General features: G+C 66.2%; 21 protein-coding genes and 1 pseudogene. 15 read left to right on the forward strand and 7 right to left on the reverse strand.

The features are described 5' to 3' along the window. Positions 1 to 219: 219 nt before the first annotated feature. The gene (locus PO605_RS29240; RefSeq protein WP_026062477.1) at positions 220 to 987 is read right to left on the reverse strand and encodes a class II glutamine amidotransferase; all 768 of its coding nucleotides are present in this window, start codon (positions 985 to 987) and stop codon (positions 220 to 222) included. Between the two features lie 138 nt (positions 988 to 1,125). Between PO605_RS29240 and PO605_RS29245 the strand changes: the two genes are divergently transcribed. Then, complete coding sequence (locus PO605_RS29245; RefSeq protein WP_231574362.1) at positions 1,126 to 1,755, forward strand: hypothetical protein; 630 nt, start codon at positions 1,126 to 1,128, stop codon at positions 1,753 to 1,755. Between the two features lie 63 nt (positions 1,756 to 1,818). Here PO605_RS29245 and PO605_RS29250 read toward each other — a convergent pair whose 3' ends face one another. From PO605_RS29250 to PO605_RS29260, 3 genes are all read right to left on the reverse strand, one after another. Continuing rightward, on the reverse strand, positions 1,819 to 2,007 hold the full coding sequence (locus PO605_RS29250) for a 4-oxalocrotonate tautomerase (protein WP_012202595.1): 189 nt from the start codon (positions 2,005 to 2,007) through the stop codon (positions 1,819 to 1,821). Between the two features lie 17 nt (positions 2,008 to 2,024). Then, on the reverse strand, positions 2,025 to 2,279 hold the full coding sequence (locus PO605_RS29255) for a cysteine-rich CWC family protein (RefSeq protein ID WP_082001497.1): 255 nt from the start codon (positions 2,277 to 2,279) through the stop codon (positions 2,025 to 2,027). Between the two features lie 80 nt (positions 2,280 to 2,359). Beyond that, entirely contained in the window at positions 2,360 to 4,552 is a 2,193-nt protein-coding gene (locus tag PO605_RS29260) for a malate synthase G (protein WP_016450689.1), read from the reverse strand. Positions 4,553 to 4,856: 304 nt separating this feature from the next. Between PO605_RS29260 and PO605_RS29265 the strand changes: the two genes are divergently transcribed. The 9 genes from PO605_RS29265 (at position 4,857) to PO605_RS29305 (ending at position 13,497) form a co-directional block, all read left to right on the forward strand. Beyond that, positions 4,857 to 5,792: a LysR family transcriptional regulator gene (locus tag PO605_RS29265; RefSeq protein ID WP_272207284.1), complete on the forward strand. Its 936-nt coding sequence runs from the start codon at positions 4,857 to 4,859 to the stop codon at positions 5,790 to 5,792. Positions 5,793 to 5,820: 28 nt separating this feature from the next. After that, positions 5,821 to 6,426, forward strand: coding sequence for a DUF3016 domain-containing protein (locus PO605_RS29270; protein ID WP_047470105.1), 606 nt, complete (start codon positions 5,821 to 5,823; stop codon positions 6,424 to 6,426). A 130-nt stretch (positions 6,427 to 6,556) separates the two neighbouring features. After that, positions 6,557 to 7,003, forward strand: coding sequence for a DUF2214 family protein (locus PO605_RS29275; protein ID WP_012202600.1), 447 nt, complete (start codon positions 6,557 to 6,559; stop codon positions 7,001 to 7,003). Positions 7,004 to 7,057: 54 nt separating this feature from the next. After that, positions 7,058 to 8,755, forward strand: a complete 1,698-nt coding sequence (gene argS / locus PO605_RS29280) for an arginine--tRNA ligase (RefSeq protein ID WP_047470096.1) — start codon at positions 7,058 to 7,060, stop codon at positions 8,753 to 8,755. Between the two features lie 20 nt (positions 8,756 to 8,775). Beyond that, the gene (locus PO605_RS29285; protein ID WP_047470092.1) at positions 8,776 to 9,465 is read left to right on the forward strand and encodes an SPOR domain-containing protein; all 690 of its coding nucleotides are present in this window, start codon (positions 8,776 to 8,778) and stop codon (positions 9,463 to 9,465) included. Positions 9,466 to 9,546: 81 nt separating this feature from the next. Then, positions 9,547 to 10,197 (forward strand): thiol:disulfide interchange protein DsbA/DsbL, encoded by a 651-nt coding sequence (locus PO605_RS29290; RefSeq protein ID WP_016450695.1) that lies wholly within the window; start codon positions 9,547 to 9,549, stop codon positions 10,195 to 10,197. Positions 10,198 to 10,369: 172 nt separating this feature from the next. After that, on the forward strand, positions 10,370 to 11,032 hold the full coding sequence (gene lptA, locus PO605_RS29295) for a lipopolysaccharide transport periplasmic protein LptA (RefSeq protein WP_016454602.1): 663 nt from the start codon (positions 10,370 to 10,372) through the stop codon (positions 11,030 to 11,032). Then, positions 11,029 to 11,826 carry an LPS export ABC transporter ATP-binding protein gene (gene lptB / locus PO605_RS29300; RefSeq protein ID WP_016450697.1) on the forward strand — a complete coding sequence of 266 codons (798 nt, stop codon included), beginning with the start codon at positions 11,029 to 11,031 and terminating at the stop codon, positions 11,824 to 11,826. Before lptA ends, lptB begins: the two co-directional genes overlap by 4 nt. 54 nt (positions 11,827 to 11,880) lie before the next feature. Continuing rightward, a complete protein-coding gene (locus PO605_RS29305) occupies positions 11,881 to 13,497 on the forward strand; it encodes an RNA polymerase factor sigma-54 (protein ID WP_016454603.1) in 1,617 nt (538 codons plus the stop codon). A 21-nt stretch (positions 13,498 to 13,518) separates the two neighbouring features. Here PO605_RS29305 and rtcR read toward each other — a convergent pair whose 3' ends face one another. Continuing rightward, positions 13,519 to 15,144: an RNA repair transcriptional activator RtcR gene (gene rtcR / locus PO605_RS29310; protein ID WP_047469916.1), complete on the reverse strand. Its 1,626-nt coding sequence runs from the start codon at positions 15,142 to 15,144 to the stop codon at positions 13,519 to 13,521. Positions 15,145 to 15,841: 697 nt separating this feature from the next. Here rtcR and PO605_RS29315 point away from each other — a divergent pair. The 5 genes from PO605_RS29315 to rtcA all read left to right on the forward strand — a co-directional run bounded on the left by PO605_RS29315 (position 15,842) and on the right by rtcA (position 21,093). Further along, on the forward strand, positions 15,842 to 16,981 hold the full coding sequence (locus PO605_RS29315; protein WP_047469913.1) for a slipin family protein: 1,140 nt from the start codon (positions 15,842 to 15,844) through the stop codon (positions 16,979 to 16,981). 253 nt (positions 16,982 to 17,234) lie between these two features. Further along, positions 17,235 to 17,900 (forward strand): hypothetical protein, encoded by a 666-nt coding sequence (locus PO605_RS29320; RefSeq protein WP_231574358.1) that lies wholly within the window; start codon positions 17,235 to 17,237, stop codon positions 17,898 to 17,900. A 32-nt stretch (positions 17,901 to 17,932) separates the two neighbouring features. Continuing rightward, complete coding sequence (locus PO605_RS29325) at positions 17,933 to 19,171, forward strand: RtcB family protein (RefSeq protein ID WP_034367706.1); 1,239 nt, start codon at positions 17,933 to 17,935, stop codon at positions 19,169 to 19,171. 53 nt (positions 19,172 to 19,224) lie between these two features. Beyond that, positions 19,225 to 20,040, forward strand: coding sequence for a nucleotidyltransferase domain-containing protein (locus tag PO605_RS29330; protein WP_047469905.1), 816 nt, complete (start codon positions 19,225 to 19,227; stop codon positions 20,038 to 20,040). Between the two features lie 9 nt (positions 20,041 to 20,049). Then, a complete protein-coding gene (rtcA, locus tag PO605_RS29335; RefSeq protein WP_047469902.1) occupies positions 20,050 to 21,093 on the forward strand; it encodes an RNA 3'-terminal phosphate cyclase in 1,044 nt (347 codons plus the stop codon). A 6-nt stretch (positions 21,094 to 21,099) separates the two neighbouring features. On the opposite strand, the gene rocF is transcribed toward rtcA, so the two are convergent. Both rocF and PO605_RS29345 read right to left on the reverse strand, forming a co-directional pair. Further along, entirely contained in the window at positions 21,100 to 22,065 is a 966-nt protein-coding gene (gene rocF, locus PO605_RS29340; RefSeq protein WP_074924234.1) for an arginase, read from the reverse strand. Positions 22,066 to 22,082: 17 nt separating this feature from the next. Beyond that, positions 22,083 to 22,425, reverse strand: a pseudogene (locus tag PO605_RS29345) (ornithine cyclodeaminase); the annotation flags it as partial.

Consider the following 22,425-nt stretch of genomic DNA (forward strand, 5'->3'; position numbering starts at 1 on the left):
GGACAGTGAAACGACTTTGCGCCGATGATAGTGCGGGTTCCCGTGTGAAAGTAGGTCATCGTCAGGCTCTTACAGCCCAAGAAACCCCGTAGCCCAAAGCTACGGGGTTTTTTGCATTGGGGTGCAGGAAACGGGGAAACAGGCTGAACAGCCAAAACGGACAACCCAAAAAAAGAGAGCGCTGACGCGCTCTCTTTTTATTCCTGAATGCGCAATGGTTCAAAGCGGCAGGCATTCGCCCTGTACAAAGACCTTGAGTTCGCCCGACTGGATTGAGGTCCAGGTCTCATTCTTGGTCAATGGCGCCGTGACGATGATGGCCACGCGGTCCTGGGGTGTGGTTTCCCGGGCGAAGTCCACGGCCAGGTCTTCATCCGACAGATGGGCCTGGGCAAAGGGGTGGCGTCGTTCGATATAGCACAGGTGCGTGGTGGCATGGGCCCACAGCGCTTCGCCGTTGGACAGCAGGAAATTGAAGGTTCCATGCGGCGAGATGCGCCTGGCCAGCTCGCGCAGCGTGTGGGTGAGTTCCTGCACGCTGGGCAGGCCGGCATGCGACTTCCACAGCTCCTGGAGAATCCAGCAGAAGGCCTGCTCGCTGTCGGTGTTGCCTACTGGATGGAAGTGGGCATGCAGTTTGGGAGCGAAGCCCTTGAGATCTCCGTTGTGAGCGAAGACCCAGTTGCGGCCCCACAGTTCACGCACGAAGGGGTGGCAGTTCTGCAGGCTTACCGCGCCCTGCGTGGCCTTGCGGATGTGGGCGATGACGTTGCGGCTCTTGATCGGGTACTCGCGTATCAGCTTGGCGATGGGTGAGTCGATGGCGCGCTCATAGCCCACGAAGTGGCGCAGGCCCTTGTCCTCGAAGAAGGCGATGCCCCAGCCGTCCGTATGGTCGCCGGTATTGCCCGCCCGCTGGGTGAACCCCGAGAAGCTGAAGCGCACGTCGGTGGGCGTGTTGCAGTTCATTCCAAGCAGCTGGCACATGGCGGTATCGTTGTTTGCGTAGTTCAAGCCATAGCCTAACGCCTGGCGCAGCAGCTGCAAGCACAATGCGGTGCAACGGCAAAAAAACGGAAGAAACCCATGCCCATCCTCTGTCTGCATACGGCGCACAGCAACGCCGTGATCTTCAAGCAGGCTGCTGCCGAACTGGGCTGGCCGGCCCACTCAATCGTTCATCAGGTGCATGAGGAACTGTTGTTGGAGGCGGAGGCTGCTGGCGGCATGGATGCGGCGCTTCGGCGGAAAACAGCAGGGCAGCTTGATGCGCTGGCAGACCCTGCCGATATCGATGCCGTGCTGCTGACCTGCTCGACCCTGGGCCCGGCCGTGGCGGATTGCCGCAGTGGCAAGGTCTGGCGTGCCGATGGCATGCTGGCCCGCAAGGTGGCCGCTGCCTTGCAGAGAGATCCCCAGTCACGCATTGCACTGCTGTGTGCTGCTCCCACAACGTATGAAGCCACGCGCGATCTGTTCATGCAAGCGTTGCTGCCTGGCGATGCACATCTGCGCCTGCAGCTGCAGTGTGTCGAAGGCGCATGGGCGCTTTTCCGTAGAGGCGATCTCTCTGGCTACCAGGCACGGATGACCGATGCCGCTTTTCAAGCCTATGCGGCCGGCGCCGCCCAGGTGGTTTTGACCCAGGTTTCCATGGATGGGGTTGCCAGGTACTGGCAGGCCAGAGACTCCCATCCTGTGCCGTGGACCGTGGCTGCCAGTGCGCTGCAGGCACTTGGAGAAATGCGCAAGTAAAGCTGCAGCTTCATGGAAAAAGGCAGCCGAAGCTGCCTTTTGCATGCGTTGGAGGAAAAGTCCTCAGCTGCGTTCGGACCAGAGCTTGCCGCCCGTGGCCCAGTTTTCGCGCTTGATGTCGGTGATCAGGATGTCCACCGATTCGGGCGAGCCGCCGAGGACTTCGACCGAGACGCGCGTGATCTCTTCGACCAGCTTGCGCTTTTGTTCGACGGTGCGGCCTTCCATCATTTCGACGTGGTACGTGGGCATGTCAATCTCCTCAGGGATCAAGTTCTAGGGGGTTGGATCGGCGACATCATATCGGCCGACGCGGGCGGTCGAGGCTTGTCGGTGCCAAGTGCGCAGGCGGGGCACAGGCAGGCCTTGTTGCGCAGGGGCTCCGGAATGCGGGCCAATGCATCGGGTGCCACCGGCGTGTCCATGCACCAGCAGTTCAGCGGATCAACGCCCGCAAGAATGGCGCACTGATTGCTGCGGCCGCACAGCGGACACAGGCTGGCATCGGGGGGAGGGGCACTCATCGTGGTTCTGAGTGTAGGTCCATGAAAAAAGCACCTCAGGCAAGCCTGGGTGCTTTTTCAAGCGCCGGGCGCCGCCCGCGTCAGGCGGCGGCCTTGACCTTCAGGCGCCAGGCATGCAGCAGGGGCTCGGTGTAGCCGCTGGGTTGCTCCTTGCCCTTGAAGACCAGGTCACAGGCAGCCTGGTAGGCCATCGAGGTGTCGAAGTGGCCGGCCATGGGCTTGTACAGCGCATCGCCCGCGTTCTGCTGGTCGACCACGGCGGCCATGCGCTCGAAGGTCTCGCGCACCTGCGCCTCGGTCACGATGCCGTGCTGAAGCCAGTTGGCGATGTGCTGGCTGGAGATGCGCAGCGTGGCGCGGTCTTCCATCAGGCCCACGTTGTGGATGTCGGGCACCTTGGAGCAGCCCACGCCCTGGTCCACCCAGCGAACCACATAGCCCAGGATGCCCTGAACGTTGTTGTCCAGCTCCTGCTGCTTTTCGGCGGCGCTCCACTTGTCTTCCTTGACCACAGGCACCTGCAGCAGGTCGGCCAGGATGTTGGCGCGCTCGGCGTCGGCATTGGTCTGCTCCAGCTGCTTTTGCACTTCGGCCACGTTGACCTGGTGGTAGTGCAGGGCGTGCAGCGTGGCGGCCGTGGGCGAGGGCACCCAGGCGGTATTGGCGCCGGCCTTGGGGTGGCCGATCTTTTGCTCCAGCATGGCCTTCATCAGGTCGGGCATGGCCCACATGCCCTTGCCGATCTGCGCCTTGCCGCGCAGGCCCAGGCCCAGGCCCACGAGCACGTTGCTGCGCTCATAGGCGGCCAGCCAGGCGCTTCCCTTCATGTCGGCCTTGCGGACCATGGGGCCGGCATACATGGCGGTGTGCATTTCGTCGCCCGTGCGGTCCAGGAAGCCGGTGTTGATGAAGGCCACGCGCGATGCGGCGGCGGCGATGCAGGCCTTGAGGTTGACGCTGGTGCGGCGCTCCTCGTCCATGATGCCCAGCTTGACGGTGTTCTCGGGCAGGCCGAGCACCTTTTCCACGCGGCCGAACAGCTCGCTGGCGAAGGCGGCTTCCGCAGGGCCGTGCATCTTGGGCTTGACGATGTAGACGCTGCCCGTGCGCGAGTTGCGGATGCCGTTGGCGCCCAGACCCTTGATGTCATGGACGGCGATGGCCGTGGTGACCATGGCGTCCAGGATGCCTTCGGGGATTTCCTTGCCGTTGCCCCAGAGGATGGCCGGGTTGGTCATCAGGTGGCCGACGTTGCGAACGAACATCAGCGAACGGCCATGCAGCCTGACGGGCTTGCCGTCGGCGCCGGTGTACTCGCGGTCTGCATTCAGGCCGCGCGTCATGCTCTTTCCGCCCTTGTCGAAGGTCTCGGTCAGCGTGCCCTTGAGGATGCCCAGCCAGTTGGCATAGCCCACCACCTTGTCCTCGGCATCCACGGCCGCCACGGAGTCTTCCAGGTCCAGGATGGTGGACAGGGCCGCCTCGACCACCACGTCGGCCACGCCGGCGGCATCGGTCTGGCCGATGGCCGTGGTCTTGTCGATGCGGATGTCGATATGCAGGCCGTTGTTGAGCAGCAGCACGGAAGAGGGCGCTGCGGCATCACCCTGGTAGCCCACAAACTGGGCGGTGTTCTTCAGGCCCGTGGTGCCGCCGTTCTTGAGCGCGACGACCAGCTGGCCGCCTTCCACGCGGTAGCCGGCGGAATCCTTGTGCGAGCCCGAGGCCAGCGGGGCGGCCTGGTCCAGGAAGTCGCGTGCGAAGGCGATGACCTTGGCGCCGCGAACGGGGTTGTAGCCCTTGCCCTTTTCCGCGCCGCCGTCCTCGCCGATGGCATCCGTGCCGTACAGCGCGTCATACAGCGAACCCCAGCGCGCGTTGGCGGCGTTGAGCGCATAGCGGGCATTGAGAATGGGCACGACCAGCTGGGGGCCGGCCTGGATGGCCAGTTCCGCATCCACGTTGGTGGTAGTCGCCTTGGCATCCTTGGGCTGCTCGACCAGATAGCCGATCTGCGTCAGGAACTGCTGGTAGCCGGCCATGTCGGTGATGGGGCCGGGATGGGCCTTGTGCCAGGTGTCCAGCTCGGCCTGCAGGCGGTCGCGTTCGGCCAGCAGGGCGGCATTGCGGGGGGCGAGGTCGTTGACGATCTCGTCGAAGCCTTTCCAGAATGCCTCGGGCGCGACACCCGTGCCCGGGAGCACTTGTTCATTGATGAAGCGGTGCAGCTCTGTGGCCACCTGCAGGCTGTGGGCTTGGGTGCGATCGGTCATGGTGGGAACCCCGGTTGGATGGATGGAAAGACTGGCCTGGACCCTTTACGGGCCTGACTATAAGGAATACTTTATTAGATTTATTTGCGTACATAAATAGACCATAAATCTTAAAACTCGTGACTTTTACGCAAAAATGTGGGAAGGTTATGCGCCTGCCAAAACCATCGGAAATTGGCATGCAGCCCGGTGCGAAGGGCAAATGGCAGACAGCCAGTGCCTACTGCGCAAAAAGGCGGACCCCAGGAGACAGGCATGCATGCGCATGCCCCACAAGAACACGGAAAAGAAACGGACAGCAGTCATGGACAAGCTCAAGGCATTCGAGTCATTCGTATCGGTGGCCACGCGCGGCAGCCTCACGGCAGCGGCCAAGGCGGAAGGCGTGGCGCCAGCCATCATGGGGCGGCGGCTGGATGCCTTGGAAGAGCACCTGGGCGTCAAGCTCATGGTGCGGACCACACGCCGCATCTCGCTCACGCACGAGGGCAGCGCTTTTCTCGAGGATTGCCAACGCCTCTTGTCCGATGTGTCCAACGCCGAGGCCAGCGTCAGTGCGGGCGGGGTCAAGGCCACAGGACATCTGCGCATCACGGCGCCGGCAGGCTTTGGTCGGCGGCATGTGGCGCCTCTGGTGCCGCGTTTTCGGGACCTGCACCCCGATGTGACGATTTCCCTGAATCTGAGCGACCGCGTGGTCGATCTGGCCGGTGAGGGCTTTGACTGCGCGGTGCGGGTAGGCGACCTGCCCGACTCGGCCCTGGTCAGCGTGCGCATCGCCGACAACCGGCGCCAGTGCGTGGCCACGCCCTCCTATCTGGAGCGCCGCGGCACGCCGCGCCACCCCAGCGAGCTGACCCAGCATGACTGCCTGACGCTGTCCAGCGATGCCTCGCAGACGCGCGGCTGGGCCTTCCGCATTCCGCACCCGGACAGCGGTACCAGCGAAGTCGTGCATTTCAAGCCGGGCGGTCCGCTGGACTGCTCCGACGGCCAGGTGCTGCACGACTGGTGCCTGGGCGGCTGGGGCATTGCCTGGCGCAGCACCTGGGAGGTGGAGGCCGAGATCGCCGCCGGGCGCCTGGTGGCGGTGCTGGAGGAATTTGCGGCCCCACCGAACGGCATCTTCGTGGTCTTTCTCCAGCGCAAGCACATGCCGCTGCGCGTGCGGCTGTGGATCGACTATCTCAAGCACCATTACGAGCAGCCGGAATTCTGGCGTCGAACCCACGCGGCCTGAGCGGGCCGCCCAGCAAGGAGGAATGAGCATGGCAGTGTCGATCGCGAAGAAAGCGATATCCGCAACGCAGGCCGCGCCCCCCGCAAGGCGGCGCTGGATGTGCATGGCGCTGGGCGCCGCCTGCCTGGGGATGGTGGCGGGCTGTGCCGTCCAGGGGCCGGAGCAGGGCAGGGCCGCAGGGGCCCGCCAGGGGGCGGTGCCTGCGGGCATCGTGAGCGTCACCTTTGACGACCCTTCGCGCTTCGACGCCTCGCGCAGCGGTCCCGGGGAGACCGACAAGGCGCGCCGTGCCTGGGTGGACGCACTGGCCCAGTTCTTGGCCGAACGGGCCGCGCCCAGGCTGCCCCAGGGGCAGCGGCTGGAAGTCCACCTCACCGATGTGCAGCGTGCCGGCAGTTTCGAGCCCTGGCGCGGACCCCAGGCCGCCGATGTGCGCATCGTCCGCGATATCTATCCGCCGCGCATCGACCTGCGTTTCAAGCTGCTGGATGCCGACGGAAAGCTGCTGCGCGAGGGCAGCCGCCAACTGCGCGATGCGGCCTTCATGATGCGCCCCGACCTGTATCCCAACGATCCCCTGCGCTACGAGAAGACGCTGCTGGATGACTGGTTGCGCGCGGAACTGCCGAAGTAACGACGCAAGAGCCGGCGCGACGGGAGGACCGCAGTGGTCTACCGATTGCCTCGGACATCACGATGGCAGTCCCCGTTTCTGGCGTAATGGACGCTTGGCCCAAGAGGCCCAATTTCTATACGGATTCCCCATGACGATAGAAGCCATCCTGGCCAGCCTCCACCTGCTGGCCATCCTCACCTTCGTGGTGTTCCTGTCCAGCCAGGCGGCGCTGTGCCGCAGCGAGTGGATGAACGCCGCCGTGGTGCAGCGCCTGGCGCGGCTGGACATGATCTATGGCCTTGCCGTGGTCTTCCTGGTGCTCACCGGCATCGCCCGTCTGGTGTGGGGCGTCAAGGGCATGTCCTGGTACGTCTCGCAGCCACTGTTTCATCTGAAGATGACTTTGTTTGTCGTCGGTGCGCTGCTGTCGATCAAGCCCACGCTGGCCTTCCGGCGCTGGCGCCGCGCGCTGGATGCCGGCCAGGGCCTGCCCCAGCCGGCCGAGGTGGCCAGCACGCGCCGCTGGGTGATGTGGCAGGCGCATGTGGTGCCTGTGATCGCGGTGGTGGCGGTGTTCTGGGCGCGGGGCATGTAGGCCCGGTTTTCCTGTCTGGCGGCATGGGGCGGGCCTGCCACGTAGAATCCGCCGATGCTCTCCGTCAAACAGGAACTGCTCGCGGCTCTGGCCGGCGAGCTTGAAACTTTGTCGCCCGGCGCCGGTGCCCGTGCCGCTTTTGAATCCCCCAAGGTGGCTGCGCATGGCGATTTCGCCTGCACGGCCGCCATGCAGCTGGCCAAGCCGCTCAAGCTCAACCCGCGTTCGCTGGGCGAGCAGCTCAAGGCTGCGCTGGAGGCCACGCCGTCCTTCCAGCGTTGGGTCGATGCCATCGAGATCGCCGGCCCCGGCTTTCTGAACATCCGCCTCAAGCCCGCCGCCAAGCAGCAAATCATCCGCGAAGTGCTGGAGCAGGCCGAGAAGTTCGGCTGGCTGGCCGACCGTGGCGCCAAGATGCTGGTTGAGTTCGTCTCCGCCAACCCCACCGGCCCGCTGCACGTGGGCCATGGCCGCCAGGCCGCGCTGGGCGATGCCATCTGCAACCTCTATGCCACCCAGGGCTGGGGCGTGCACCGCGAGTTCTACTACAACGACGCGGGCGTGCAGATCGACACGCTGACCAAGAGCACGCAGCTGCGTGCCAAGGGCTTCAAGCCCGGTGACGAATGCTGGCCCATCGATCCTGAGAATCCGGCAAGCAAGGCCTTCTACAACGGCTCCTACATCCAGGACATCGCCGACGACTTCAAGGCCTGCAAGACCGTCAAGGCCGATGACCGCGAATTCACGGCCAACGGCGATGTCGAGGACTACGACAACATCCGCCAGTTCGCCGTCGCCTATCTGCGCAACGAGCAGGACAAGGACCTGCAGGCCTTCAACCTGCACTTTGACGAGTACTACCTCGAATCCAGCCTCTACACCAACGGCCATGTCGAGGACGCGGTGCAGCGCCTGATTGCGGGCGGACATACCTACGAACTCGACGGCGCGCTCTGGCTCAAGTCCACCGACTACGGTGACGACAAGGACCGCGTGATGCGCAAGCAGGACGGCAACTACACGTACTTCGTGCCCGATGTCGCCTACCACATCCAGAAATTCAAGCGCGGCTACTCCAAGGTCGTCAACATCCAGGGCACGGACCACCACGGCACCATCGCGCGCGTGCGCGCCGGCCTGCAGGCCGCCGACGTGGGCATTCCTGCCGGCTATCCCGACTATGTGCTGCACACCATGGTGCGCGTGGTGCGCGGCGGCGAGGAAGTCAAGATCAGCAAGCGCGCCGGCTCCTACGTCACGCTGCGCGACCTGATCGAATGGACCAGCAAGGACGCGGTGCGTTTCTTCCTGCTGTCCCGCAAGCCCGACACCGAGTACACCTTCGACGTGGACCTGGCCGTGGCCCAGAACAACGACAACCCCGTGTACTACGTGCAGTACGCCCATGCGCGCATCTGCTCGGTGCTGGCCGCCTGGGGTGGTGACGCGGCCACGCTCAAGGACGTGGACCTGTCGGCGCTGGAAGGCCCGCAGGCCCAGGCGCTGATGCTGCAGTTGGCCAAGTACCCGGCCATGCTGACCTCGGCCGCAGAAGGCAATGCGCCGCACGACGTGACCTTCTACCTGCGTGAACTGGCCTCGCTGTACCACAGCTACTACGACGCGGAACGCATCCTGGTGGACGACGAAAAGGTCAAGCTCGCCCGCCTGGCGCTGATCTCGGCCACGCGCCAGGTATTGCACAATGGCCTGGCAGTGCTGGGCGTCTCGGCCCCGCAACGCATGTAACTTCGAGCGACAAGCGATCTATGAAGACACAGCAACGTGGGGGCACCGTCATCGGTCTCATCATCGGCATGATCGTCGGGCTGGCAGCAGCCCTGGCCGTCGCCGTCTATGTGACCAAGGTGCCCGTGCCCTTTCTCTCCAAGGGCGGCAAGACGGCCGACCAGGACGCGGCCGAGGCCCAGCGCAACAAGAACTGGGACCCCAACGCGCCGCTGCAGGGCAAGAACCCGGCGCCGCCACCACCGGCCGCCGTCACGCCCAGCCTCCCTGGCAGCACCGCACCAACCGCCCCCACCCCGCCCGCCGTGGCAGGAGGCGTGACTCCGCCACCCGCGCCCGTGGACCCGGCCAAGCCGCCTGCCAAGCCCGAAACCAAGGCCGATGGCAAGAGCTCGGCCGATCCGCTGGGTGACCTGGTCAAGTCGCGCTCCGCCGCCGCCGAGAAGGCGGAAAAGGCAGAAAAGGCCGAGGCTGCCTTCAACTATTTCGTGCAGGCCGGCGCCTTCCGCAGCCAGGGCGATGCCGATGCGCAGCGGGCCAAGCTGGCCATGCTGGGATGGGAGGCGCGCGTGAGCGAGCGAGAGCAAAACGGCATCACCATCTTCCGCGTGCGCGTGGGTCCGTTCACCAAGCGCGACGATGCCGAGCAACTCAAGCAAAAGCTCGATGGCGCCGGGGTCGAGTCCACGCTGGTGCGCGCCGCACGCTGAAACAGCGTTGAGCAAGAGCGCTGAACTTTTTGGCAAACCCCAGCCTCCTAATCTGCAGCATTGAACGAGGAGTTTGTTTTGATGAATCGCCGCGACTTTTCCCTGGCTGCCTCGGCAGCCGCTGCCAGCGCGCTGACGCTGGGCACCTCCGCCGCACAGGCCCAGGCGGCAGCGCCCAAGGAGGGCAAGGACTACATCAAGCTGGCCAAGCCCGCACCCACCAGCGCCGGCGCCGGCAAGGTCGAGGTGGTCGAGTTCTTCTGGTACAGCTGCCCGCACTGCAATGCATTCGAGCCCACCTTTGCCGCCTGGAAGAACCAGGCGCCGGCCGACGTGGTCGTGCACCGCGTGCCCGTGGCCTTCAACGCCAGCTTCGTGCCCCAGCAAAAGCTGTACTACGCCTTTGAAGGCATGAACCTGCTGGACACCATGCATGCGCGCGCCTTCCACGCCATCCATGTGGAACGCAACCGCCTGGCCAAGGACGACGAGATCTTCGCCTGGGTGGGCAAGCAGGGCGTGGACGTGGCCAAGTTCAAGGAGGTCTACAACTCCTTCACGGTCTCCAATCAGGTGCGCAAGGCCACCCAGCTGCAGCAGGACTATGACGTGGAAGGCGTGCCGGCCATGGGCGTGGCGGGCCGCTACTACACCGATGGCACCAAGGCCGGGAACATGACCAATGTGCTGCGCGTGGTCGATCAGCTGATCGCCACCAGCCGCAAGGGCTGAGGTAGGGGCCTCGGCCCAGACCACCCGTGACAGGCCCGCCATTGAGCGGGCCTGTCGCTTTTGGAAACCTCTTTTTGTGCCTTCGTGTCAGCGCTTTGCCCCCCGGCTTGAAAGACGCCAGGAACGGTTGCGCGCGACACCCCCTACAATGGATGCAAGAAGCGTGCCCTCCATGAAACAACGACTTTCCCCCCTCCTGCTCGCAGCCGCCCTGGCGGCTTTCGCCGGTTTGGCCCAGGCCGAAAAGGCCGACAGCACCAAGCCCATGAACATCGAGGCTGACGCGCTGCGCCATGACGAACTCAAGCAGACCAGCGTCTTCACCGGCAACGTGGTGATGACCAAGGGCACCATCGTGCTGCGCGGTGCCCAGCTCGATGTGCGCCAGGACCCCGAAGGCTTTCAGTACGGCGTGGTCACGGCCGAAGCGGGCAAGCGCGCCTTCTTCCGCCAAAAGCGCGACACCGTTCCCGGCCAGCCCGAGGAATTCGTGGAAGGCGAAGGCGAGGTCATCGAATACGACGGCAAGGCCGATCTTGTGAAGTTCATCCGCCGCGGCGAACTGCGGCGCTATCGCGGCGGCCAGCTCAGCGACGAGATCACGGGCTCCATCATCGTCTACAACAACCTCACCGACGTGTTCACCGTCGATGGGCAAAAGACCAGCGGCGGCCAGCCCAGCTCCACCGCCGGCCAGGGCGGGCGCGTGCGCGCCGTGCTGGCGCCCAAGGAGGGCACACCGGGCTCGCAGCCGCGCGCTCCCGCCGCAGGCGCGCCGGGCACATCCCTGCAGCCCAGCAACACCCTGGACAGCCTTGGTGGTACCAAGCGATGAGTACCGAGGCCTCAGCCCCCGCTGCCCACGCTTCCTCCCCACGCGCCGAACAGGGCAGCAGCCTGCAGGCGCGCCATCTGGCCAAGTCCTACGGCAGCCGCAAGGTGGTCAAGGATGTGTCGCTGTCCGTCAAGAAGGGCGAGGTCGTGGGCCTGCTGGGCCCCAACGGCGCGGGCAAGACCACCTCGTTCTACATGATCGTGGGTCTGGTGCGCAGCGACGGTGGCGACATCTTCATCGACGGACAGGCCGTGGGCAACATGCCCATCCACCAGCGCTCGCGCCTGGGCCTGTCCTACCTGCCGCAAGAGGCATCGATCTTTCGCAAGCTCAGCGTCGAGGACAACGTGCGCGCCGTGCTGGAGCTGCAAAGGGATGAGCAGGGCCGGCCGCTGGCGCGCAGCGTCATCGAGGAGCGCCTGACGGCGCTGCTGCAGGAACTGCGCGTGGACCATCTGCGCGCATCGCCCGCGCTGGCGCTGTCGGGCGGCGAACGCCGCCGCGTCGAGATTGCACGTGCGCTGGCCACGCAGCCGCGTTTCATCCTGCTGGACGAGCCCTTCGCCGGCATCGACCCCATCGCCGTGATCGAGATCCAGCGCATCATCGGCTTTCTCAAGGCGCGCGGCATCGGCGTGCTCATCACCGACCACAACGTGCGCGAGACGCTGGGCATCTGCGACCATGCCTTCATCATCAGCGACGGCCATGTGCTGGCCCAAGGCACACCCGAGGAGATCGTGGACAACGCCGAAGTGCGGCGCGTCTACCTCGGCGAACACTTCCGGATGTAGCGCCATGCCCTGCCTGGCCCGTCTGCGAGATTGCCTGCGCGAAGGAGCTGCCGCTTGAAGCCCGGACTGTCGCTGCGCGTCTCCCAGCATCTTTCGCTCACCCCGCAACTGCAGCAGTCGATACAGCTGCTGCAGCTGTCCACGCTGGAGCTGGCGCAGGAAGTGGAGCAGATGCTGGGCGACAACCCCTTCCTGGAGCTGGCGAACGACGACGGCGACCACGAAGCGGCAAGCAGCGCCCCGGAGCCTGCGGCGCCCGGCGCCGACGCCGCGGACTCCTTCCAGGAAAGCCGTGCGGACCAGCCATCGGCTGCGGTGGAATGGGAGGCGCCGTCGGACACATCCTCCGGCGATGCCGTCGAGACCTCCGGCACGGCCGAGTCCCTGAGCTGGGAAGGCGATGGCCAGACCAACTCGGGCAACGACGACCGCGACTGGGGCAGCGATGCGCCTTCCAGCCGCACGCGCGGCCAGGGTGACGATGACGAGACCGATGCCACCGAGCTGGCACGCAGCGCAGAAAGCCTGACCGACCACCTGCACCGCCAGGCCCTGAGCCTGCGCCTGGGCGAGGTGGACCGCGCCGCGCTGCGCTTTCTGATCGAGAACCTCAACGACGACGGCTACCTGGAAGACCCGCTCGACGAGCTGGCACAGGGCCTGGCGGGCGACGACCTGGAGGAGTGCGAGGAACTGGTGCACCGCTTCACCGTGGCGCTGCGCCTGTTGCAAAGCCTGGAGCCGGTGGGCGTGGGCGCGCGCGACCTGGCCGAATGCCTGACGCTGCAGCTGCGCGACCAGCTGGCCGATGCCGAGCGCGAAGGCGACGGCAGTGCCGAGGACGAAGATCGGCAGGCCGTGCTGCGCACCGCGCTGGACATCTGCGCCCAGCCCATGGACCTGCTGGCGCGGCGTGACCTGCGCAAGCTCGCCAGCCTGTGCGGCGCGCGCGAGGAGCGGCTGCGCGAGGCGATGGTCCTGATCGCCCGGCTGGAGCCGCGCCCGGGCCGGCGCTTTGCCGACGTGCAGCGCCAGATCGTCGTGCCCGATGTCATCGTGCGCCCGGTGCGCATGGGTGCGGGACGCATGGAGTTCAGCGTGCAACTCAACCCCGATGTCATGCCCAAGCTGCGCGTGCACGACATCTATGCCAGCGCGCTGCGCAGCCATCGGGGCAGCGAAGGCCATGCGGCGTTGCAGCAGCGGCTGCAGGAGGCGCGCTGGTTCATCAAGAACATCCAGCAGCGCTTCGACACCATCCTGCGCGTGTCGCAGGCCATCGTGGAGCGCCAGAAGAACTTCTTCGTGCATGGCGAGCTGGCCATGCGCCCGCTGGTGCTGCGCGACATTGCCGATGCGCTGGGCCTGCATGAGTCCACCATCAGCCGCGTGACCACGGCCAAGTACATGGCCACGCCGCAGGGCACCTACGAACTCAAGTATTTCTTCGGCTCGGGGCTGGGCACCGAGGCGGGCGGCAACGCGTCGAGCACGGCCGTGCGCGCGCTCATCAAGCAGTTCGTCGCAGCCGAGGACCCCAGGAAGCCGCTGTCGGACAACCAGCTCGCCGACATGCTCAAGGAGCAGGGCATCGAATGCGCACGGCGCACCGTGGCCAAGTACCGCGAACTGCTCAAGATCCCCCCGACCACGCTGCGCAAGGCCCTGTAGCCGCGCAGGGCGCGCACGCTCTCAGGCCGCAGGCGCGCGGCCGGCCACGTCATCCCATTTGAGGCCGAATTTCAGCAGGTACTTGCGCAGGCGGTCGGCATCGTTGACCACGCTGCGCTGGGTGCGTGACTGGTCGAACAGGCGGCGCCCCGCATCGGACAGCGAGGGCGATTGCCTGCACACGCGCAGCACCGCTTCGAGCTGCATGCGGTCGAACAGATCCATCTGCTCCAGCCTATCGGCGGGCAACAGCGCATCAAGGCCGCAGCCGGCGCCGGCGGGGGCGGGCTGCGCTGCCTCGCCCCGTTGCCACAGCCACTGCATGCGCTGGATCTCGGCATCGACCAGGGCCGTGGAGATGCGCCCTCCGTCAGCCAGCGTGGCCAGGCGCGTCATGCTGGCCGACAGGTCGCGGAAGTTGCCGCTCCACAGCGCCTCGGGCGAGCGCGCAAAGCGCAGATAGCGCTCGCGGGCCTCCACGTTGAAGCGCACCATCTGGCCGGTCTCGTCGGCCGAGCGCGCGAGCAGGTGGTCCATGTTGGGTTCTATGTCCTCGGGGCGCCCGGCCAGGCCCGGCAGCGCGTAGGACCACAGGTTGATGCGCGCGAACAGATCCTCGCGAAAGCGCCCCTGCGCCACGTCGATGCGCAGGTCGCGGTGCGTGCCGGCGACCAGCTGGAAGTCGCTGCTGACCTCGCGGTCGCTGCCCATGGGATAGAAGCGCTTTTCCTCCACCGCCTTGAGCAGCATGGCCTGTTCGTCCAGGCCCAGCTCGCCGATTTCGTCCAGGAACAGCACGCCCTGGTGCGCGCTGCGCAGCAGGCCGGCGCGGTCGGCCGCAGCGCCCGTGAACGCGCCCTTCTTGTGGCCGAACAGCACCGAGGCCGCGCCATCGCCGCGCAGCGTGGCGCAATTGACCTCGACGAACTCGCCCTGCACCTGGTGCCTGGCCTTCTTCAACTCGTACATGCGCCGCGCCAGATGCGATTTGCCCGCACCCGTGGGACCCGTGAGCAGGATGGGCGCGCGCGAGCGCACGGCCACGCGCTCGATCTCGTCGATCAGCGCGTTGAACCCGGCATTGCGCGTGGCGATACCGCTCTTGAGAAATTGCACGGCCTCGCTCTGCTCGGCGCCGAAGCGCTGGGCGATCACGTCGTAGCGCGACAGGTCCAGGTCGATCAGCGCATAGCTGCCCGGGTCACCCATGCGCTGGCGCCGGGGCGGCGAAGTCTGGGCCAGCACGCCGGGAATGCGGCGCGACTCCACCAGCAGGAACAGGCAGATCTGTGCCACGTGCGTGCCCGTGGTGATGTGGGTCCAGTACTCCTCGCGCTCGGGGTCGAAGCGATAGGCCTGCGTCCAGTCGAACAGCCGCGCATAGACCTCGCCGAAATCCCAGGGATCGGCAATGTCCATGGGCACGAGGTTCACCCGGGTCTCGGGCGATGCCGTAGCGATGTCGCCGTGCAGCAGCTGCGCCAGGGCCAGATGGGGCGGCGTGTAGAGCAGCTCCAGCCGCTCCACCACCAGATCCTCGTGCTGCATGAGGGAGAGGGTCGGCCGCCATTTTTCCCAGCGCCCCGCGCCCCTGCCGGAGTCCAGCTGCGTACCCAGAAAGCCGATGACGACCTTTTTCTTTTCCATGTGTTTGTCTAGTTGGATAGCTGAAATTCTAGTTTCTTTGGATTGAAGAAGAAATCAAGGAAAGTGTGATTTGATATTTATCCAAATAAATCAATGGGTTGAAGAATTTTTTGGCACCGGATGCCAGGCTGGCACGCATCTCGCAATAAGCAAGGCATCCAGTGCAGGCGGTGACCGCTCACAGGCCGGGGTTGGGGCAAACGCCCGCCCCGCCGGTGCGGGAAGTCCGGGCCCCCAGGGGCCTGTCGATTTCCCGCATGCCGCACGCCGCAGGCGCTGGGTAACGGCAAGGTTGTGGAAACCGTCCCGCAAGGGACGCCTGGTTCGACTCCAGGCTTGCCAGCCACTGGTAGCTCAGTCTGGTAGAGCACCCTCGCAAGAGGACTGTCGCAGGTTCGATTCCTGCCCACTCTTCCGGCCGCAAGGCCGGGCTATTGAAACGGTCGAAAGACCACCCGCCGAACGCGGGAGGTGGCCACCGGGTTGCGATGCAGCCCCAGGCCGCCCCCCGTCAGCAGCGGCGGCTGTGCCAGGTCCCGGCACGGTCCGCGCCCGCAGCCAGCCACGCTGCAACCTGTTTCCAGGGTTGCCGCCACGGCGCACTGCAAGGCCCGGGCCGTGCCCCCTGGAACCCCGCCGCTGCTGTAACGGCACCCCTATTGATTGCGGCGAAGACGCCGAACGAGGAGAAGAAGAAATGCTGAAGATCCAACGCATCACCATCAAGAAGAACGAACGCGCCCTGCTGCTGCGCAATGGCGATTTCGAGCGCGTGCTGCACAGCGGCCGGCACTGGCTGTTTGCCGGCACCGACCAGCTGCGCGTGGAAACCTTTGCCCTGGAGCAGCCCGCCTTCACGCACGGCCTGGCCGACTACCTGATGGCGCAGGAGCCCGCCGTGGTGGCCGCCGAATTCCTGCGCGTGGAACTGTCCGAAACCGAGGCGGGCCTGCGTAGCGAAAACGGCGTGCTGGTCGAGATCCTGCCGCCCGGCACGCGCCGCCTGTACTGGAAGGGACTGGTGGATGTGAGCGTGCAGGTGGTCGACCTGCAGGGCGGCGCCGAGCTGCCCGCCGCCCTGGCGGCGCGCCTGACCCAGACGCAGCTGCGCCAGCGCAGCGTGTCCGGCCTCAACGGCGTGCTGCAGGTGCAGGTGCCCGCAGGCCAGTGCGCGCTGCTGACCATCGACGGCAAGGTGGACCGCCTGCTGCAGGCCGGCAGCCATGCGTTCTGGAAGTTCGGCCGCAGCAATGCCGTGGAGCTGGTGGACCTGCGCCTGCAGGCCGTCGAGGTCTCGGGCCAGGACATCATGACCCGCGACAAGGTGAGCCTGCGCCTGAACCTGAGCGCCACCTATCGCCACACCGACGTTCTGCGCGCCTTTGCCCAGCTGCAAAAGCCCGCCGAGCACCTGTACCGGGAGCTGCAGTTCGCGCTGCGCGCCGCCGTGGGCACCCGCACGCTCGATGAGCTGCTGGAGAACAAGACGGTGATCGACGACGTGGTGACCGCGCACATGGCGGCCAAGCTGCAGCCCTTCGGCATGGTGGTGGAGAGCGTGGGCGTGAAGGACATCGTGCTGCCAGGCGAGATGAAGGCCATCCTGACCCAGGTGGTGCAGGCCGAAAAGCAGGCCCAGGCCAACGTGATCCGCCGCCGCGAGGAAACGGCGGCCACGCGCTCGCTGCTCAACACCGCCAAGGTCATGGAGGACAACCCCGTGGCCCTGCGCATGAAGGAGCTGGAGACGCTGGAACGCGTGGCCGAGCGCATCGACAAGATCTCCGTGTTCGGCGGGCTGGATCAGGTGCTCAACGGGCTGGTGAAGATGCGTTGATCACGCGATGAGGCGGGCGTGGAGTCGCCGGCGGTGCCGGTTGCTTCATGCCTGCCCTTGAAGGAGAGACACCATGGACAAGAAGATGACATCGAAAAGGATGCAATCGCCTGCAGCGCAAATACAGGAGCGTACAGACGCCCTGGCTGCTGCATCACAGGCGCTCTACCAGAGCTTTGCTGGATACAGGTCGCCGTCGGTAGCGCTGGACGCTTGCGTCACATGCTGCATGGATGCAGACCTGGAGCGCGAGATGCGTCGACTGCCCCTGCGCAGCCTGACCGAGCACCATTTCTACCAATACAACGACGCTGCCAAAAGCGTGGTCCAGCCTGCGGATGAGATCAAGTACCTGGCGCCAAGAATGTTGGAACTGCTGGCGCAGGGCGCAAGGCTGCACCACTCCACCGAGTTGTATCTGGACCGCCTTGGTCGTTGCGAGCCCGGCTCCTTTTCATCGCAGGAAAGCGCGGCGTTGCAAGCCTTTGCTCGTGCCTTCTTTGCCTTGGGGCTGGAGCAGTGGGCTGAGCCGGACACCAGCGTTTTCCAGGGCGAAGAGGCCTTCTCCTTTTTGCTCATGTGGGACTACGCCGGTGTGCCGCTCCAGCCCCTGCTGGACCACTGGCTGACCTGTGACAGCGAGAGCGCCACGCTGCATTTTGTCGATGCATGCTTCTACGAATTCATCTGGGGTGGGAACTGCATCAGCAATGCCTTCGCATCCGATCGCAATGGCTACCGTGCAACGATGGAGCAGTGGCTCTCGCAGGCAGGCACCAAGAAGCATTGGGCAGAAAAGCTGCTGCAACTGGCCGAGCGCGGCCCGGCCAGCTCCTGGCTGCCTTCAGGCAAGCGCGACCACCAGTGCTACCCGCTGGATGAGCGCATAGGCGCGGTATTCGACGCCATGGCCACTTGAGGCGGAAACACGATTCAACCAAGAACAAAGACATGAAAGAGAACAGCACCATGAACAACTACCAACAGCATGATGTCGAGGGCGGCGTCCCCATCAAGATGTGGACCAAGGGCGTGCCCGTCGAGGACGAGGCGCGCAAGCAGCTGGAGAACGCCGCGCGCCTGCCCGTGGTGTTCAAGCATGTCGCGGCCATGCCCGATGTGCACCTGGGCATAGGCGCCACCGTGGGCTCGGTGATCCCGACCATCAAGGCCATCATCCCGGCGGCCGTGGGCGTGGACATCGGCTGCGGAATGATGGCTGCCAAGACCACGCTGCGCGCCGAGGACCTGCCCGACAACCTGGGCCCGCTGCGCTCGGCCATAGAGCAGGCCGTGCCGCATGGCTCGGTGCCGCGCCACCGGGGCCGCGATCCCGGCAGCTGGGAGAACCCGCCCGTGTCGGTGGACCAGGTCTGGGCCACGCTGGCCGAGGAGTTCGACCTGCTGTGCGAGCTGCATCCGCGCCTGGCCAACACCAACAACCGCAAGCACCTGGGAACGCTGGGCAGCGGCAACCACTTCATCGAGATCTGCCTGGACGAGGCGGGCTTCGTGTGGTTCATGCTGCACTCGGGCTCGCGCGGCGTGGGCAATGCCATCGGCACCCATTTCATCGAGCTGGCCAAGAAGGACGCAGAACTGCATCAGCGCAACCTGCCCGACAAGGACCTGGCCTATTTCGAGGAAGGGGCCCGCTACTTTGGCGACTATGTGCGCGGCGTGTCCTGGGCGCAGAAGTTCGCCATGCGCAACCGCGAGGTGATGATGGCCAACCTCATCGCCACGGTGCGCAAGGTGATCGCCAAGCCCTTCGAGTCGCATGTGGAGGCGGTGAACTGCCACCACAACTACGTGCAGCAGGAGCGCCATTTCGGCCAGGACGTGTTCATCACCCGCAAGGGCGCGGTGAGCGCGCGGCGCGGCGAGCTGGGCATCATCCCGGGCAGCATGGGCGCGCGCAGCTATATCGTGCGCGGCCTGGGCAACCCGGAGAGCTTCGAGAGCTGCAGCCACGGTGCGGGCCGCGTGATGAGCCGCACCAAGGCCAAGAAGATGTTCAGCGTGGAGGACCACATCAAGGCCACCGAGGGCGTGGAATGCCGCAAGGATGCCAATGTGGTGGACGAGATTCCCATGGCCTACAAGGACATCGATGCGGTCATGGCCGCGCAGCAGGATCTGGTGGAGGTGGTGCACACCCTGAAGCAAGTGGTGTGCGTGAAAGGGTGAGTGGATGAGGGCCCCAGGCTCTCATCCTCCGGAACAGAAAGCAGGATGAGAGCATGAGGGAAGAGAAGGTATTGAGCGCGCATCCGGTCTCCGATGCCATGCGCGCCACGGTGCTGGCCAATCTGGCCGAGGTGGAGCGCAGGCACGAGGTCACGGTGCTGTTTGCCTGCGAGTCGGGCAGCCGCGGCTGGGGCTTTGCCTCGCCCGACAGCGACTATGACGTGCGCTTCATCTACGTCCACCGCCTGCCCTGGTATCTGACGGTGGCGCCGGGCCGCGATGTCATAGAGCAGCCGCTCAGCGGCGAGCTCGATGTCAGCGGCTGGGAGCTGCGCAAGGCGCTGGGGCTGCTGCGCGCCTCCAACCCCACGCTGCTCGAATGGCTGCGCTCGCCCGTGGTCTACCGGCAGGAGCAGCCCTGGGCCGAGCGCCTGCATCTGCTGGCCGAGCAGGGCTTTTCGCCGGTGCGCGGCTACCACCACTACGTGGCCATGGCGCGCAAGAACCTGCGCGCCCACCTGCAGGGTGATGTGGTGCGCTACAAGAAATACTTCTATGTGCTGCGCCCCTTGCTGGCCGCGCGCTGGATACGCGAGGGGCGTGGTGCGCCGCCCATGCGCTTTGCGCAGCTGGCGGCGGGCACGCTGGAGGATGCAGTCCTGCTGGCCGAGCTCAACGAGCTGCTGGAGCTCAAGATGCGCCTGGGCGAGGCCGCCAAGGGGCCGCGCCGGGTGCGGGTCCATGATTTCCTGGAGCGCGAGCTGGCCCATGCCATGGCCCATGCGCCCGATCCGGGGGACCAGGCCGATGCGGCGCCGCTGGACCGCTATCTGCGGGATGCCGTGGCGCGCTTTGGCGGCAATGAATGAAAGAGAAAAATGAAAGTGATCGAGATCGACGGCTCCGCCGGGGAGGGCGGAGGCCAGATGCTGCGCAGCGCGCTGGCGCTGTCCATGTGCACGGGTCAGCCCTTTGCCATGCAGCGCATCCGTGCCGGGCGCGCCAAGCCGGGCCTGATGCGCCAGCACCTGGCCTGCGTCAATGCCGCCGCCGAAATCTGCGGCGCGCAGATGCAGGGCGCCGAGATGAATTCGCAGACGCTGCAATTCACACCGGGGCCGGTGCGTGCGGGCGAGTACCGCTTCGTGATCGCCTCGGCGGGCAGTTGCACCCTGCTGCTGCAGACGCTGTGGCCCGCGCTGATGCTGGCCAATGGCGAAAGCCGCCTGACCCTGGGCGGCGGCACCCACAACCCGGCCGCGCCGCCCTTCCATTTCCTGGAGCGCAGCTATGCGCCGCTGCTGCACAGGCTGGGCGCGCGCTGCGAACTGCGGCTGCGCCGGCTGGGCTTTTATCCGGCCGGTGGCGGTGAGATGGATGTGACGATCACGCCGGCAACCAATGGGCTGGTGCCTTTCGATATCACCGAACGCGGCGCACCCGTGGCCAGCCATGCCGAATGCTTTGCGCCCGCGCTGCCACGCGCGGTGGCCCAGCGCGAACTGGACCATCTGGGCCAGGCCCTGGGCTGGTCTGGCGAGCAGTTGCAGGTGGCTGCCGTGCGCCAGAACGAGGGGCCGGGCAACGCGCTGCTGGCCACGCTGGCCTATGAGCACCTGAGCGAAGTGTTCACGCAGTTCGGCATGAAGGGCGTCAGCGCCGAAAAGGTGGCGCATGACCTGGCACGCGAGGTGCGCCGCCACCAGGGCAGCCGGGCCGCGCTGGGCCCGTACCTGGCCGACCAATGGGCCCTGCCGCTGGCGCTGGCCGTCTGGCGCAGCGGGCGCGGTGCCAGCTACACCTGCACGGAACTGACGCCGCATGCGGGCAGCAATTTCGAGGTGATCGAGCGCTTTGTGCCTGTGCGCTTCGCTACGGACGCAACGGGCGACGGCTGGCGTATTTCGCTCTCGCCAGCCTGAGCGGCCTCAGCGATCGGCCCGCACCAGCGTGCTCTTGCCGAACAGGCTCTCCAGCAGGTCCACCACCAGCTCGGCCGTCTGGTTGCGCAGGTCCAGCGCCGGGTTCAGTTCCACCAGGTCCATCGAGCCCAGGCGTCCGGTATCGGCCAGCATCTCCATGCACAGCTGGGCCTCGCGGTAGCTGGGGCCGCCGCGCACGGGCGTGCCCGTGCCGGGCGCGATGTCGGGATCGAGGTAGTCCACGTCGAAGCTCAGGTGCAGGTGGGTGTCGCTGCCGGCGAGGCCGTCGAGCGCGCGGCGCATGACCTCGCGCATGCCCAACTCGTCGATGGCGCGCATGTCGTACACCTCGATGTCCAGCGAATGCAGCAGGCGCTTTTCCTGGTCATCCACGCTGCGCAGGCCGATCTGGCACAGCGAGGCGGCATCCAGCGCCGGATCGCCGCCCTGGGACAGCGCGGTCAGCGGCTCGGGCCCCAGGCCGCAGAGGCTGGCCACGGGCATGCCGTGCAGGTTGCCGCTGGGCGAGATATCGGGCGTGTTGCAGTCGGCGTGGGCGTCCAGCCAGATCACGCGCAGCGCGCGGCCCAGGCGGCGGCAGTGGGCGGCCACGGCACTGATCGAGCCCATGGCCAGGCTGTGGTCGCCGCCCAGCATCAGCGGCAGCTCGCCATCGTCCAGCGCCTGGCCCACGGCCTGGTGCACGGCCTGCATCCAGGCGCGGGCCGGTGCGAGGTGGCGCAGCCCCTGCTCGGGCGGTGTCTGGGGATTGGGTGGACCGGCCAGGTTGCCGATGTCGCGCACCTGGCAGCCCAGCTGGCGCAGCGCCGGGGCCAGGCCGGCCACGCGCAGCGCGTCGGGGCCCATGGCGCTGCCCAGGCGGCTGGCGCCGATGTCGGTGGGCACGCCTATGAGTCTCAGGGCGCGTGCGGTCTGCGGGGTCGTATGGGTGTTCATGCTCATGGGACCCATGGTATGCAGTCCCCGTGTCAGCCAAAGCCGCGTTCTGCCTGCCCGGCCTCGCGCACCAGCCGGTACAGGTCGCGGGGGTCGGCCAGCGAAGGCACCAGGTCGATCGACTGCATCAGCCCGGTGTCGTGGGCCAGCGCGCGCAACCAGCGCAGGGCCGAATAGTCTTCCAGCGCAAAGCCCACGGAGTCGAACAGCGTGATCTCGGTGTCGTGCCCGCGTCCCGGCGCCAGGCCATTGATGACCTGCCACAGCTCGGTCACGGGCGCGTCGGCGGGCAGCTGCTGCAGCTCGCCTTCCACGCGCGTCTGGGGCGTGAACTCCACGAAGATGCGCGCGCGCCGCAGCAACTCCACGGGCAGT

The sequence above is a fragment of the Delftia sp. DT-2 genome, assembly GCF_028401915.1.
GTDB classification, from domain to species: domain Bacteria; phylum Pseudomonadota; class Gammaproteobacteria; order Burkholderiales; family Burkholderiaceae_C; genus Comamonas; species Comamonas tsuruhatensis.

What these genes read in the sequence shown, in the direction of transcription:
- PO605_RS29240 (WP_026062477.1), bottom strand. Translation starts at nt 987, where the DNA reads ATGTGCCAGCTGCTTGGAATGAACTGCAACACGCCCACCGACGTGCGC.
- PO605_RS29250 (WP_012202595.1), bottom strand. Translation starts at nt 2,007, where the DNA reads ATGCCCACGTACCACGTCGAAATGATGGAAGGCCGCACCGTCGAACAA.
- PO605_RS29255 (WP_082001497.1), bottom strand. Translation starts at nt 2,279, where the DNA reads ATGAGTGCCCCTCCCCCCGATGCCAGCCTGTGTCCGCTGTGCGGCCGC.
- PO605_RS29260 (WP_016450689.1), bottom strand. Translation starts at nt 4,552, where the DNA reads ATGACCGATCGCACCCAAGCCCACAGCCTGCAGGTGGCCACAGAGCTG.
- PO605_RS29265 (WP_272207284.1), top strand. Translation starts at nt 4,857, where the DNA reads ATGGACAAGCTCAAGGCATTCGAGTCATTCGTATCGGTGGCCACGCGC.
- PO605_RS29270 (WP_047470105.1), top strand. Translation starts at nt 5,821, where the DNA reads ATGGCAGTGTCGATCGCGAAGAAAGCGATATCCGCAACGCAGGCCGCG.
- PO605_RS29275 (WP_012202600.1), top strand. Translation starts at nt 6,557, where the DNA reads ATGACGATAGAAGCCATCCTGGCCAGCCTCCACCTGCTGGCCATCCTC.
- argS (WP_047470096.1), top strand. Translation starts at nt 7,058, where the DNA reads ATGCTCTCCGTCAAACAGGAACTGCTCGCGGCTCTGGCCGGCGAGCTT.
- PO605_RS29285 (WP_047470092.1), top strand. Translation starts at nt 8,776, where the DNA reads ATGAAGACACAGCAACGTGGGGGCACCGTCATCGGTCTCATCATCGGC.
- PO605_RS29290 (WP_016450695.1), top strand. Translation starts at nt 9,547, where the DNA reads ATGAATCGCCGCGACTTTTCCCTGGCTGCCTCGGCAGCCGCTGCCAGC.
- lptA (WP_016454602.1), top strand. Translation starts at nt 10,370, where the DNA reads ATGAAACAACGACTTTCCCCCCTCCTGCTCGCAGCCGCCCTGGCGGCT.
- lptB (WP_016450697.1), top strand. Translation starts at nt 11,029, where the DNA reads ATGAGTACCGAGGCCTCAGCCCCCGCTGCCCACGCTTCCTCCCCACGC.
- rtcR (WP_047469916.1), bottom strand. Translation starts at nt 15,144, where the DNA reads ATGGAAAAGAAAAAGGTCGTCATCGGCTTTCTGGGTACGCAGCTGGAC.
- PO605_RS29315 (WP_047469913.1), top strand. Translation starts at nt 15,842, where the DNA reads ATGCTGAAGATCCAACGCATCACCATCAAGAAGAACGAACGCGCCCTG.
- PO605_RS29320 (WP_231574358.1), top strand. Translation starts at nt 17,235, where the DNA reads ATGCGTCGACTGCCCCTGCGCAGCCTGACCGAGCACCATTTCTACCAA.
- PO605_RS29325 (WP_034367706.1), top strand. Translation starts at nt 17,933, where the DNA reads ATGAAAGAGAACAGCACCATGAACAACTACCAACAGCATGATGTCGAG.
- PO605_RS29330 (WP_047469905.1), top strand. Translation starts at nt 19,225, where the DNA reads ATGAGGGAAGAGAAGGTATTGAGCGCGCATCCGGTCTCCGATGCCATG.
- rtcA (WP_047469902.1), top strand. Translation starts at nt 20,050, where the DNA reads ATGAAAGTGATCGAGATCGACGGCTCCGCCGGGGAGGGCGGAGGCCAG.
- rocF (WP_074924234.1), bottom strand. Translation starts at nt 22,065, where the DNA reads ATGGGTCCCATGAGCATGAACACCCATACGACCCCGCAGACCGCACGC.